Annotated in this window: 12 protein-coding genes and 1 pseudogene; 7 read left to right on the forward strand and 6 right to left on the reverse strand. The window is 68.9% G+C overall.

What is annotated here, in order from left to right; all coding sequences use genetic code 11:
• Positions 1–23: 23 nt before the first annotated feature.
• Together AC37TH_RS06235 and AC37TH_RS06240 are read right to left on the reverse strand one after the other, a co-directional pair.
• Positions 24–716: a response regulator gene (locus AC37TH_RS06235; protein WP_490763472.1), complete on the reverse strand. Its 693-nt coding sequence runs from the start codon at positions 714–716 to the stop codon at positions 24–26.
• Positions 713–2,266, reverse strand: coding sequence for a sensor histidine kinase (locus AC37TH_RS06240; protein ID WP_490763473.1), 1,554 nt, complete (start codon positions 2,264–2,266; stop codon positions 713–715). Before AC37TH_RS06240 ends, AC37TH_RS06235 begins: the two co-directional genes overlap by 4 nt.
• 217 nt (positions 2,267–2,483) lie before the next feature.
• On the opposite strand from AC37TH_RS06240, the gene AC37TH_RS06245 reads away from it, so the two are divergent.
• Positions 2,484–3,320 carry an ABC transporter ATP-binding protein gene (locus AC37TH_RS06245; RefSeq protein ID WP_490763474.1) on the forward strand — a complete coding sequence of 279 codons (837 nt, stop codon included), beginning with the start codon at positions 2,484–2,486 and terminating at the stop codon, positions 3,318–3,320.
• Between the two features lie 5 nt (positions 3,321–3,325).
• Positions 3,326–5,353 (forward strand): ABC transporter permease subunit, encoded by a 2,028-nt coding sequence (locus AC37TH_RS06250; RefSeq protein ID WP_490763864.1) that lies wholly within the window; start codon positions 3,326–3,328, stop codon positions 5,351–5,353.
• 75 nt (positions 5,354–5,428) lie between these two features.
• On the opposite strand, the gene AC37TH_RS06255 is transcribed toward AC37TH_RS06250, so the two are convergent.
• The 3 genes from AC37TH_RS06255 to AC37TH_RS06265 all read right to left on the reverse strand — a co-directional run bounded on the left by AC37TH_RS06255 (position 5,429) and on the right by AC37TH_RS06265 (position 7,761).
• Complete coding sequence (locus AC37TH_RS06255) at positions 5,429–5,551, reverse strand: hypothetical protein (protein ID WP_490763475.1); 123 nt, start codon at positions 5,549–5,551, stop codon at positions 5,429–5,431.
• A 354-nt stretch (positions 5,552–5,905) separates the two neighbouring features.
• On the reverse strand, positions 5,906–7,099 hold the full coding sequence (locus AC37TH_RS06260; RefSeq protein WP_490763476.1) for a HAMP domain-containing sensor histidine kinase: 1,194 nt from the start codon (positions 7,097–7,099) through the stop codon (positions 5,906–5,908).
• Positions 7,096–7,761 carry a response regulator transcription factor gene (locus AC37TH_RS06265; protein WP_490763477.1) on the reverse strand — a complete coding sequence of 222 codons (666 nt, stop codon included), beginning with the start codon at positions 7,759–7,761 and terminating at the stop codon, positions 7,096–7,098. Before AC37TH_RS06265 ends, AC37TH_RS06260 begins: the two co-directional genes overlap by 4 nt.
• A 196-nt stretch (positions 7,762–7,957) precedes the next feature.
• Here AC37TH_RS06265 and AC37TH_RS06270 point away from each other — a divergent pair, with 196 nt between their 5' ends.
• The 5 genes and pseudogenes from AC37TH_RS06270 to AC37TH_RS06290 all read left to right on the forward strand — a co-directional run bounded on the left by AC37TH_RS06270 (position 7,958) and on the right by AC37TH_RS06290 (position 11,519).
• Positions 7,958–8,485, forward strand: a complete 528-nt coding sequence (locus AC37TH_RS06270; protein ID WP_490763478.1) for a hypothetical protein — start codon at positions 7,958–7,960, stop codon at positions 8,483–8,485.
• Between the two features lie 14 nt (positions 8,486–8,499).
• The gene (locus AC37TH_RS06275; protein ID WP_490763479.1) at positions 8,500–9,588 is read left to right on the forward strand and encodes an efflux RND transporter periplasmic adaptor subunit; all 1,089 of its coding nucleotides are present in this window, start codon (positions 8,500–8,502) and stop codon (positions 9,586–9,588) included.
• Positions 9,585–10,274, forward strand: a complete 690-nt coding sequence (locus AC37TH_RS06280) for an ABC transporter ATP-binding protein (protein ID WP_490763480.1) — start codon at positions 9,585–9,587, stop codon at positions 10,272–10,274. Before AC37TH_RS06275 ends, AC37TH_RS06280 begins: the two co-directional genes overlap by 4 nt.
• A gap of 179 nt (positions 10,275–10,453) precedes the next feature.
• A pseudogene (locus AC37TH_RS06285) lies at positions 10,454–10,852 on the forward strand (ABC transporter permease); the annotation flags it as partial.
• A 427-nt stretch (positions 10,853–11,279) separates the two neighbouring features.
• The gene (locus AC37TH_RS06290; protein ID WP_490763865.1) at positions 11,280–11,519 is read left to right on the forward strand and encodes an ABC transporter permease; all 240 of its coding nucleotides are present in this window, start codon (positions 11,280–11,282) and stop codon (positions 11,517–11,519) included.
• 61 nt (positions 11,520–11,580) lie between these two features.
• Here the strand turns inward: AC37TH_RS06290 and AC37TH_RS06295 are convergent, their stop codons facing one another.
• Positions 11,581–12,222 (reverse strand): winged helix-turn-helix transcriptional regulator, encoded by a 642-nt coding sequence (locus tag AC37TH_RS06295; protein ID WP_490763481.1) that lies wholly within the window; start codon positions 12,220–12,222, stop codon positions 11,581–11,583.
• Positions 12,223–12,226 lie beyond the last annotated feature (4 nt).

Below are 12,226 nucleotides of genomic sequence, written 5' to 3' on the forward strand. Positions count from 1 at the left end.
GGCAGCGGTCGGTGCGGGGGAGGTCAGCGGCGCTTGACGGCGTAGAGGTTCTCCGGGCGGCCGGTGGTCCCGTACCTCAGCTCCAGCCGGAGCACCCCGCTCTGCTCCAACTGGCTGAGCGCCCGCTGCGCGGTGGTGCGGCTGACACCGATCGCAGTGGCGACGTCGTTCGCGGACAGCGGGCTCGCTCCGGCGGTGATCGCGTCGAGGACGGCCTGCAAGGTCGGGGCCAACCGCCGCAGCTCGTCGGCCTGGGCCGCCGTGGACGGACGGAAAAGGTCGAAGAGCCGATCCACATCCTGCTGCGTCGCGTTGGCGGGGAAGGCGTCGGCGTCGCCGCGGGCTCTCCGGAACGCTTCGAGACGCTCGGCGAACTCGGCGAAGCCGAACGGTTTGACGAGATAGTGGATGGCGCCCAGCTGGATGGCCTGACGAACGGTCGCCAGGTCTTTGGCCGCCGAGATGACCATCACCGCGGGCGGGGCGGGGGTCGTGAGCAGTTCGCGGACCACGCTGAGACCGTCGCCGTCCGGCAAGTAGATGTCCAGGAGCACCAGGTCCGGGCGCAGCGTCTCCGCCGCACGCAGCGCCTCGGCGGCGGTGTGCGCCTGGCCGACCACTGTGTAACCGGGAACAGCCTCGACGAACCCGACGTGCACGGACGCCACACGGAAGTCGTCGTCGACGACCAGCACCGAGATGGATTCGTCGGTCATCGCTGCCTCTCCTCCGTGCCGAGCACGGCGTGGGGGAGCACGATCGTGAAGGTGGCGCCCGGGCCGCCGGAAACGGTGACGGTCCCGCCGAGCTTGGTGACGGTGGAGTGGACGAGGGAGAGCCCCAGCCCGCTGTGCCTGGTCAGGGAGCCGCGCTTGGTCGTGTAGCCGTCGTTGAAGATCCGGGGCACGTCCGCGCTCGGCACGCCAGGGCCGTTGTCGGTGACCCGTACGGTGAGCGACTGTGGAGACTCGACGACGCTGACCACGCAGCGCCGCGGACCAGGGGCTCCGGCGAGGGCGTCGAACGCGTTGTCGATGAGGTTGCCGAGGATGGTGGTGAGGGCCTGCACCCGGCCGGGCGCGTCGCCGAGGTCGGTGTCCGGTGCGATGACCAGCTCGATGCCGCGCTCGTTGGCCTCAGCGGCCTTGCCGAGGAGCAGACCGACGATCATCGGAGAGCCGACGTGCGTGCGCAGCGTCTCATCCAGGTCGGCGGTGGTGCCACGGATCTCGTTGACGTATTGCAGCGCCTCGTCGATGCGGCCGAGTTCGAGCAGCCCGGAGACGGCGTGCATCCGGTTGGAGAACTCGTGCTTCTGCGCCCGGATGGATTCGGCGAAACTGCGCTCGCCGTCCAGCTCCCTGGTGAGGCCGATCAGCTCGGTGCGGTCCTGCAGGGTGAACACCGCGCCGTGCGGGCGTCCGCCGAGGGTGATCGGCATCCGGTTGATGACCAGGACGTAGTCGTCGGTGACGGCGATGGCGTCCTTCACCACAGTCGTGCCCGTGAGGGTGTCCCTGATCGGACCGGCGACCAGGACGTCCTCCAGCAGCCGCCCCCTCGCTCCCTCCGGCAGCCGGAGCAGACGCTGGGCCTCGTCGTTGACGACCGTGATCCGTCCGGCGGGGTCGATCGCGATGACGCCCTCCCTGATGCCGTGCAGCGTCGCTTCCCGCTCCTGCAGCAACCGAGCGATCTCGTCGAGCTCCAAGCCGAACGTGCGCCGTTTCAGGAGGCTCGCCAACCCGAACGACGCCGCAGCGCCGATCGCGAGGACGACGACGAACCAGGCGGCGTATGTCGGCAGCTCGGCGAGGAGTTCACTCGACACCGAGCTCTCCTGGATGCCGACGGAGACCTCGCCCGCGAGGCTCCCGGACGGCCCGTACAGGGGAACGCGGGCGTTGGCGTTCACCCCGGTCGACCCGTTGTCTGTCCCGAGATGCACCTTGCCGTCCGCAGCGATCAGCGGCTCCTCGATCCTCTTGCCGATCAGGGCGGGGTTCGGATGCGAGTGCCGCACCCGGTTCGTGTCGATGACCACGACGTAGGCGGCGCCCGTCCGGTCGGCGGTCTGCGTCGCAAGGTCCTGGACCGTCGCCGCGCATCCGGGGCCGTTGGTCGTCATGCACGACCGGATGTCCGGGATGCCCGCGAACGTCTGCGCGATGGCGGCGGCGCGAGCCTGGAAATCGGTATCGAGATTGCTGCGCGCGGTCTGTGCGAACAGGAGGAAGCCGATCGCCATCGAGGCAGTGAGAATCACCACCTGAGCCAGGAGTATCAGGCTCGACAATCGTCTGATCCGTCGTCGCATCACAACCGATTGTTTCACCCCGCGGTGTGAACGCGGTCCGCACAGAACGCCCAAAACGTCGCACAACGGGCAGAACAGGGCGAATAGCTCAAAAGCGCGACAGCGCCCACCGGCGACGGGCAGCATCAAGGCCTACCTGCACCAAGAGACAGAGAGGTCTTGACAGATGGGTGAATACGAATCCGCGTCACCGGACGATGCCGGCCGCATCGACATCGTCGGTCTGACGAAACGCTTCCTGACGCCGAAGGGCGAGACCTTCACGGCCATCCGGGATGTGACCCTGACGGTCGAGCCCGGCCAGTTCTGCGCGATCGTCGGACCGACAGGATGCGGCAAATCGACGACGCTCGCTCAGGTCTCCGGCCTGGAGCGACCGAGCGCCGGCTCGGTCAGCGTCGGCGGGCGTCTCGTCGACGGCATCACCAGCGGCGTCAGCTACATGTTCCAGGCCGACTCCCTCTTCCCCTGGAAGACGGTGCTCGCCAACGTGATGATCGGCCCGATCCTCCTCGGGACGCCGAAGAAGGAAGCAACGGCGCTCGCCATGGACTGGTTGCGCCGCGTCGGGCTCTCCGGCTTCGAGGACCGGTACCCGCATCAGCTGTCCGGCGGGATGCGCAAGCGCGTCGCGATGGCGGCCGCGCTGATCAACAACCCGCGCATCCTGTTGATGGACGAGCCGTTCGGTGCGCTCGACGTGCAGACGAAGGCGATCATGCAGACCGAGCTCCTGCAGCTCTGGGAGCAGTTCCGGCCGTCCGTCCTCTTCATCACCCACGACCTGGATGAAGCGGTCGCGCTCTCCGACCGGGTGGTCATCATGACGAGCAGCCCCGGCACCGTCAAGGACGTCTTCGACGTCGACCTGCCCCGCCCCCGTGGCGACGTGCAGGAGATCCGGCACGAGGAGCGCTTCCTCGACATCCAGGGCCGCATCTGGGAGTCCCTCCGCGACGAGGTCACCAGAGCGTACGAGCAGACAGCAGGAGCGGCAGCGTGACCACCATGACAACCATCGACACCGCGAAGAGCACGACCACCGAGAAGCGCGAGATCGATCTGCAGGTGGCGGCCCGTCAGGCCAGGAGCAGGCGTACCGCCTGGATCTGGGTGGGACGCGTCGCCGTCGCCGTCTTCGTCATCGGCGGCTGGCAGTGGTTCACCGCGACCGGCTGGGTCGACAAGTTCTTCTACGGCCAGCCGTTGGGCATCTGGGACAGCCTGGTCCACCTGTTCACGGTCGGGACCGCTTTCGGCACGATCTGGGAGAACCTGTGGATCACCGTCCAGGAGGCGTTCCTCGGCTTCCTGCTCGGCACGCTCACCGGCGTGGTCTTCGGCATCCTCCTCGGCTCGAACCGCTACCTCGCCGCCGTCTTCGGCCCGTACATCAAAGTGGTCAACTCGATCCCGCGCATCGTGCTCGGCTCGATCTTCATCGTGGCGTTCGGCCTCGGCGTCTTCCCCAAGGTGCTGCTGGCGTCCGTGCTGGTGTTCTTCGTCGTGTTCTTCAACGCCTTCCAGGGCGTGAGGGAGGTCGACCAGAACCTCGTCGCGAACGTCAGGGTGCTCGGCGCATCGCCGTTCCAGGTGGCCCGTCACGTGACCATCCCGTCGGCCATGACCTGGATCATCGCCAGCCTGCACACCGCGTTCGGGTTCGCGATCATCGGCGCCCTCGTCGCCGAAGTCCTCGGCGCCCAGCACGGCATCGGCCTGATCATCAGCCAGGCGCAGGGCAACTTCGACCCCGACACGGTCTTCGCCTGCATGGTGATCGTCGCCGTCGTCACCCTCGTCGCCGAATACCTCATCACCCTGCTCGAAGAAGTCGCTCCTGAAGTGGCGGCCGCCGGTCCGCAACGACGTGCAAGCGATCTGACCCCCCTCCTACCTGCAATGAAGCAGACGCCGGTCTCCGGCATGACGAAAGGAACACGCACCATGAACAAACGCAGCATCGGGATCTTCGCGGCCGCTGGCGTGATCGCCCTCAGCCTCGCAGCGTGCAGCGGCGGCGGAGGCGGAACGGCCGGTGGCGGCACCAGCGCGGCGATGCCCACCGTCAAGATGATGGTCGGCGGCATCGACAAGCAGATCTACCTGCCGTACCAGCTCGCCCAGAGCCTCGGCTACTACAAGAAGTACGGCGTCAACATGGAGCTCTCGACCGAGCAGAACGGCGGAGTCGGCGCCGAGGAGGCGATGGCCTCCGGGCAGGTCGACCTGGCGGGCGCCTGGTACATCCACACGGTCGACTTCCAGTCCAAGGGCAAGGACGTCGTCAACCTCGTCCAGCTCTCCGGGGCGCCGGGGGAGCGCGAGATGTGCGGCCCGAGCAGTGGGGTGAAGTCCGCAGCCGACTTCTCCGGGAAGAACCTCGGGGTGACCGACCTCGGCTCCGGGACGGACGAGCTCACCCAGTTCCTCGCCGCCGAGAACGGGATCAAGAAGAGCGCGTACAACACCATCGCGGTTCACGCCGGGTCCACGGCCATCGCCGCCATCCAGCGCAAGTCGGCGGACTGCGTGATGACGACCCAGCCGACGGTCGGCGCGCTCACCTCGCAGAAGCTCGCCACGACCGCTGTCGACCTCGCCACCACCGACGGCGCGAAGAAGGCGCTCGGCGGCGCGTGGCCGGCAGCCGGACTCCTCGCCAACGCCAGCTGGGTCAAGTCCCACGAGGATGCGGCGCAGAAGGTCGTGAACGCGCTGGTCGCCACGATGCACTGGATCGACAAGCACTCGGCGACCGACATCGCGAACAAGCTGCCGCAGGACTTCGTGCAGAACGCCACGATCAGCAAGCAGCAGTACATCGACGGTCTCACCACCGACAAGGGCCAGTTCCTGCCGGACGGCATCATGCCGGCCGGTGGCCCGAAGGTGATCTTCAACATGGAGAAGACGCTGGGCATCGACACGTCGAAGATCACGTACACGGACACGTTCACGAACAAGTACGCGGACGCGGCCAACAAGCTGGAGGGCTACACGCCCACGACGACGCCGGCCGGCGCGAACGGCTGACGGCTTCGCTGCAGAGTCACCCGCACAGACACAGGCACCGGCCCGCCCCCGACAGGGTGGGCCGGTGCCTGTGCGTCAGACCTGCGGGACCTCCCGCGCATCCTGCGCGAAGAGGGTGCCGAGGAGCTGTGTGATGTCGATCGGTTCGGTCGGCGGCAGATCGAGTGCGGCCGGATCGATGGTGCGATGTGCGGACATGAAATGCCTTCCTTCTCCTGCGATGCCACACTGTTGTGCAGCCGGTTCCCGTTGGCGGACTCCTTCGGGTCGGTGGGTGCCCGCCGCCGCCTACCCCCAGGCGTCGAGGCGGCGGGCACCGTCCCTCATTCCGCGGAATGCCCCTTGTCATGCGCGCGGAGGTTGTCACCGGTTTCGAGACGATCTCGCGCCGGTACGATTTCGGTCCCCATACCTTGTAATGTCCGGCAGACGCGCTCTGGTTCCATAAGAAGCAGAACGAATCGAACGAGTGGTCCCGAATTGCCGCGTGGAATCCATCCCCACGGCAATTCGGGACCACTCGTTCGGTCGCGGCGGTCTCGGGCGCGGCAGCTAGGCGGTCGGGAGCGTCAATTCGATGCGGAGGCCGCCGGAGGCGGGGGCGGACAGCGCGAGCGTGCCGCGGTGCGCACCCGCGACACTCTTCACGAGGGCGAGGCCGAGTCCGTGACCGCGCGGCGCCCCCCGCCGGGTGGTACGGCCCTGGCCGCGGACGAACGGCTCGACCAGGGACTCGACGACCTCCGGAGGGAGGGTCGACCCGCTGTTGGCGACCAGGAGGTTCGCGCCGCCGGGCACCAGGCCCGTCGACAGCTCGATCGTGCCTCCCTCGACGTTGTGGCGCACAGCGTTCTGCACCAGGTTGCGCACCGCCTGGCGCACGAGCACGCCGTCCCCGCGAATGGTGGCGGGGGAGAGGCGCGTGTGAACGTTCAGCCTCGATTCGGCGATCGCCGCGCTCTCCTCGGTGATGGCCGACCGGACGAGGGCGGCGAGGTCGATGTCGTCGGTGCGCGGCGGCGAGCCTCCCGCCTCGGCGAGATCGAGGAGGGACTCGACGATCTCCAGGTTGCGCTTGTTCGTCGCGTAGACCCGCTCGGCGACCGTGCGGAGCGTCGGCAGGTCGAGCTCGGGGTCGGACAGGGCGACGTCGAGCAGTGTCTGCGTGGTGGCGATGGGGGTGCGCAGTTCGTGGGAGGCGTTCGCCGAGAACCGCTGATGCTCTGTGAACGAGCGTTCCAGTCGGCTGAGCATCTCGTCGACGGTGTCGGACAGGTCGCGGATCTCGTCGCGCGGGCCCGTCGCGGCCACTCGCTGGTCGAGATCGCCCGCGGCGGCGCGCTGCGCGACCGAGTTGATCGCCTGCAGCGGCTTCAGCACGCGGCCGGAGATGACCCAGCCGATGACGGCCCCGACGATGCCGAGCACGACGAACGCCGCGATGGAGACGACGAGGAGCAGGTTCAGCAGATCGTTGGTGCTGTTCACCACGGGCGCCGTGGTGGCGGTGACCGACAGGCCGCCCGCGTCCTTCATGATGGCGATCGAGTCGTCCACGGTGGCCGCCGGAGCCATCGACGTCGCGCTGGTCAGCTCGTAGGTGGGCACGAAGCGCATGAAGACGTAGACCACGCCGAGCATGAGGCCACCGGTGCCGCCAAGCAGCGCGGCATAGGTCAGCGCCAAGCGCGCGCGGATCGTGAAGTGGCGCGCGCTGCGGAGCGGTGGCGCATCCATCGTCGTCATCGCGGCATCTCGAAACGGTAGCCGCTGCCGGAGACCGTGTGGATCACCCACGGCTCGCCGAGCCTTTTACGAAGGTTCGAGATGGTGACCCTGATGGTGTTGGTGAACGGGTCGGCGTTCGCGTCCCACGCCTTCTCCAGGATGGTCTCGCTGCTCACCACCCCTCCGCCCGCCTGCATCAGCACGTCGAGCACAGCGAACTCCTTGCGGCTGAGGCGGACGAGGCGGCCGGCGCGGTAGACCTCCCGGCGGAACGGGTCCAAGGTCACCCCCGCGGCCTCGATCACGGGCGGCCGGGAGGCGGCGGGGCGTCTCTCCAACGCGCGCAGCCGCATCACCAGTTCCGGGAAGTCGAACGGCTTCGCCAGGTAGTCGTCGGCGCCCAGCTCGAAACCGCTCACCTTGTCGTCGAGCGTGCGCGCGGCCGTCAGCATGATCACCCGGCACTCCGGCCGGTTCGCCGCCACCCACGCACACACCTCGTCGCCGTGCATCCCGGGGATGTCGCGGTCGAGGACGACGACGTCGTAGTCGTTGACGCTCAGGAACTCCACGGCGGTGTCACCGTCGTTCACCAGGTCCGCCGCGATCGTCTCGCGGCGCAGACCGGTCTGCACGGCCTCGCCCAGATACTCCTCGTCTTCGACGATGAGCGCGCGCATCCGTTCTCCTCACTGTGTTCCGGTGCCCGGCCGGCGCGGTGTCGAATCACGCCGGCCGGGCGTTCCCCCAGGACAGAAGCCAAGCACGCAGCATGTCATCGGAACGTAAAGGATTTCCTGAACGTCGTCGCAACGTCGATCCGGGTGGACTCGTGTCAGCGGACACCCTGTCCGTTCCGACCGAAAGGACGACACCATGCCACTGCTCCGAAAGCGGCACGCGAAGACCGTCGCAACTCTGCTCGCCGTTCCTGCCCTTCTGCTCGCCTTCACGGCCTGCGCGGCGAATCCGGGCTCGGGTTCCGGTTCCGGTTCCGGCCAGGGTGGTGGAGGTTCGTCGGAGTCCGCCCACAGCGCGCGGGAAACCTGGCAGCTGAAGTTCGCGCAGTGCATGCGTGACAACGGGGTGGACATGCCCGACCCCAGCGGCTCTGGGACGGCGGCATTCAGTGTCGACGACAGCAACCAGGACGCCATGATGGCCGCTTCCGACACCTGCCAGAAGAAGGTCGGCACGCCGCCGCCGTTCAGCCCGGAAGAAAAGAAGGAGATGGAGGCGAACATGCAGAAGGCGATGCTGAAGACCGCGAAGTGTTACCGCGACAGCGGCTTCGACGTGCCGGACCCGCGGCCGGGCGAAGGGGTCACCCCGCCGGCCGGTGCGCCGGACGACGTCGTGGAGAAATGCGGCGGCGGCATGTCCGCGACGGCACCGATCCAGTGATGTCGGAGCAGACAGTGAACGAATCGCGTTCCCGCCCGAATCGCCGCGCCCGCTGGATCGCGGGCGTCGTCCTCGCGGTGTTCCTCGTCTCCGGATGCGGCGTTGTCGCCGCGTACGGCATCTCGGCTTCCGATCGCCCGGCGCCCAAGCGCCCGATCACGTCGGCGACCGCGGCGATCGAGCGCGGGACACTCACCGGCAGCAGCAAGGCGAGCGGCTCGCTCGCGTTCGCCGACCCGCACGACCTCGGATCCGGCTCGGCCGGGGTGGTGACGGCTCTCCCACAGCCAGGCTCGACGGTGGGCATCGGCCAGCCGCTCTTCTCGGTCGACAACGTGCCGGTGTACCTGTTCCACGGTGACCTTCCCGCCTGGCGAGCGTTCGCCTCCGGGATGGACGACGGACCGGACGTGAAGCAGCTCGAACAGAACCTTAAGGCGCTCGGCTACTTCGCCGCAGAGCCGGACGACGAGTTCAGCTGGCGCACCGTGAGCGCGATCAAGGCCTGGCAGAAGGCGACCGGACAGGAGCAGACCGGCAGCGTCGACCTGGGCCGTGTCGTGTTCCAGCACGGCGACGTGCGCGTCTCGGCGCTGAAGGTCGCGGTCGGCGACGGCGCAGCGCCCGGCGCCCCCGTGCTGTCGGTGACCGGCACCGAGAAGCGCGTGTCGGTGGATCTGCGGCTCGCCGACCAGCGCCTCGCGAAGACCGGAGGGAAGGTGACCATCGACCTGCCGGGCGGCACGCAGACCGGCGGCACCGTCACCTCGGTCGGCACGCCCCAGGAGAAGAAGGACGGCACCGGGGGAACTTCCGTGAGCATCCCGGTCGTCATCACGCTCGACGATCCGGCGGCGGCGGGTGAGCTGCAGCAGGCCACGGTGACGGTCAACTTCCCGTCCGACACGCGAGAGAACGTGCTGTCGGTTCCTGTCGGCGCCCTCGTCGCGCTGTCCGGCTCGCAGTTCGGCGTCGAGGTCGTGAAGAAGGACGGCACGACGGAACGCGTACCGGTGAAGACCGGCCTGTTCGCCGGCGGGCGGGTCGAGATCTCCGGCGGCGGCCTCACCGAAGGGCAGAAAGTCGTGGTGCCGACGCTATGAGCGAGATCATCGTGCTCCAGGATGTGGAGCGAACGTACGGGCAGCCTCCCGTTCGGGCCTGCGACGGCGTGAGCCTCACGATCGAGACGGGTGAGCTCGTCGCGATCGTCGGTCCGAGCGGATCCGGCAAGTCGACGCTGCTGAACATGATCGGGACGCTCGACCGGCCCACCGCCGGGACAGCGCTGATCGACGGCGTCGACGTGCACTCCCTGTCGGACGCCGCGCTCTCTGCGCTGCGGGCGCACAGGATCGGGTTCGTCTTCCAGCAGTTCCACCTCGCGGACGGGGTGTCGGCTGTCGACAACGTCGCCGACGGTTTGCTCTACGGCGGCGTGCCGCGTCCGGAGCGTCGACGTCGAGCACGCGCAGCGCTCGACAGTGTCGGACTCGGGCATCGCCACGGCCACAAGCCGAACGAACTCTCCGGCGGGGAACGGCAGCGCGTGGCCATCGCGCGGGCGGTGATCGGCGATCCTCCGCTGCTGCTGGCCGACGAGCCGACGGGCAACCTCGACTCCGAGTCCGGCGCAGCGGTCGTCGAACTGCTGCACGACCTGAACGCGCGCGGGACCACCATCGTGCTGATCACCCACGACGTGGAGATCGCGGAGCAGTTCCCCCGCCAGATCGCCATGCGCGACGGCCGGGTCGTCTCCGACTCCGCACGGGCGGTGGCATCGTGAACGCCGTGACGGTCGTTCCGGACACGCCCGCCGACGACCGGCACCGGGCGGCACGGACGACAGCTCAGCGCTCGACCGTGCGCTTCGCCGATGTGCTCCGGCTGGGCACCACGGGGCTCCGTGCCAGGCCGGTGCGTGCCGTGCTCTCCGCTCTGGGCATCGCCATCGGGATCGCGGCCATGCTCGCGGTGGTCGGCATCTCCGCCTCCAGCCAGGCGAGGCTCAACGACCAGCTCGCGAGCCTCGGCACGAACCTGCTGACTGCCCAGGCGGGGAAGTCGATCTTCGGCGAGCAGACGAAGCTCCCGCCGGACACCGTGGGCAAGGTCCGTCTGGTCGACGGCGTCGAGAGCGCCAGCTCCATCGGGGTGCTCACGGGCATCAATGTGTTCCGGAGCGAGCTCGTCGATCCGGCGGCGACCGGGGGCATCCAGGTGGTCGCCGCAGACCTCGGCCTGCTCGACGTCGTCGGTGGCACCGTCCGATCGGGGGACTGGCTGAACACGGCGACCGGTTCCTTCCCGACCGTCGTGCTCGGTGCGACGGCCGCCCAGCGCCTCGGCGTCGTCGGACCGGGCGCGCAGGTGTGGCTCGGCGGCCAGTACTTCACCGTCGTCGGCATCCTCGACCCTGTGCCGCTCGCACCGGAGCTGGACACCTCGGCGCTGATCGGGATCCCCATCGCAGGCTCCGCGTTCGGGTTCGGCGGCAACCCGACGACGGTCTACGAGCGGTCGAGCGACTCCGCCGTGGATGCGGTGCGCCGGCTCCTGCCCGGAACGGTCAGCCCGCAGTCGCCCGGCGACGTGTCCGTGTCCCGACCCTCCGACGCGCTCGCGGCCAAGAACGCGGCCGATCAGGCGTTCACAGGGCTATTGGTCGGGCTCGGCTCGATCGCGCTGCTCGTGGGCGGGATCGGGGTCGCGAACACGATGATCATTTCGGTGATCGAACGGCGGCGCGAAGATCGGGCTCCGCAGGGCGCTGGGGGCGACGCGAGGGCACATCCGCGCGCAGTTCCTCGCAGAAGCGCTCGTCCTGTCCGCGTTCGGCGGTGTGCTCGGCGCGATCCTCGGCTCGGGGGTGACCGCACTGATCGCTGTGCTCAACGGCTGGCCGGTCGCGATCCCTCCGGCAGCGGTGGGGATCGGCATCGTCTCGACCCTGGTGATCGGGGCGGCGGCGGGCCTGTATCCCGCGATGCGAGCCTCGGCGACCCCGCCGACGTCGGCATTGAGTTCGTAGCGGGCGGGCGGCGGGGTGCGCGCCTACTCCCGGCGCGGGTGGGGAGACCTGCACGGTCGAGTCAACGCGCCACGTGGAACGTCCGCGCGAACCGGCCGAGCAGCTCTCCCCGCCCGCGCAGCACCTCGACGGCGCCGGTCGAGATCGCCCGCTCTGCCGGCAGCTCGCCGGAGATGAGCCTCCGGATGTCCGCCCCGGCCGCGAACGCCAGGTCGGCGTCGCCGTCCCCACGTCGCACATCCAGTGTCTGTCGGTCGACCCGGATGAACAGCTCGGCCTCGCCGAGACGGGCGGCGTATGCGGTCGCCGGTAACGCCGACGCGACGTGGGGACGGAACGCCGCACGGAGGTCGATCGTCATCGAGTCCGGGGTGATGATCTGTTCGTCCCGTTGGTCGCCGAGCGCCCTGTACCCCCAAGCGCCGAGGGCGAGGACGATCGGTTCGAGCTCGCGGCCGTACGGCGTCAGCTCGTAGACGATGATGCGCGAGTGCGGCGCGCGGCGCAGCACGCCCGCCGCCTGCAGCTCTTTGAGGCGCGCCGCCAGGATGTTGCTCGGGATGCGCGGGAGTCCGGCCGCGAGCTCGCCGTAGCGGCGGGGGCCGACGAGCAGGTCGCGGACGATGAGCATGGCCCACCGTTCGCCGACGAGTTCCAGGGCGCGGCTGACGCCCGAGTATTGCCCGTATTCTCGTGCGGCCAACGCT

It is taken from the genome of Leifsonia sp. McL0627 (assembly GCF_058244615.1).

Excerpts from the sequence above, each read along its gene's own strand:
- AC37TH_RS06250 (WP_490763864.1), top strand. The coding sequence starts at position 3,326 with ATGACAACCATCGACACCGCGAAGAGCACGACCACCGAGAAGCGCGAG.
- AC37TH_RS06265 (WP_490763477.1), bottom strand. The coding sequence starts at position 7,761 with ATGCGCGCGCTCATCGTCGAAGACGAGGAGTATCTGGGCGAGGCCGTG.
- AC37TH_RS06260 (WP_490763476.1), bottom strand. The coding sequence starts at position 7,099 with ATGACGACGATGGATGCGCCACCGCTCCGCAGCGCGCGCCACTTCACG.
- AC37TH_RS06235 (WP_490763472.1), bottom strand. The coding sequence starts at position 716 with ATGACCGACGAATCCATCTCGGTGCTGGTCGTCGACGACGACTTCCGT.
- AC37TH_RS06245 (WP_490763474.1), top strand. The coding sequence starts at position 2,484 with ATGGGTGAATACGAATCCGCGTCACCGGACGATGCCGGCCGCATCGAC.
- AC37TH_RS06280 (WP_490763480.1), top strand. The coding sequence starts at position 9,585 with ATGAGCGAGATCATCGTGCTCCAGGATGTGGAGCGAACGTACGGGCAG.
- AC37TH_RS06255 (WP_490763475.1), bottom strand. The coding sequence starts at position 5,551 with ATGTCCGCACATCGCACCATCGATCCGGCCGCACTCGATCTGCCGCCG.
- AC37TH_RS06270 (WP_490763478.1), top strand. The coding sequence starts at position 7,958 with ATGCCACTGCTCCGAAAGCGGCACGCGAAGACCGTCGCAACTCTGCTC.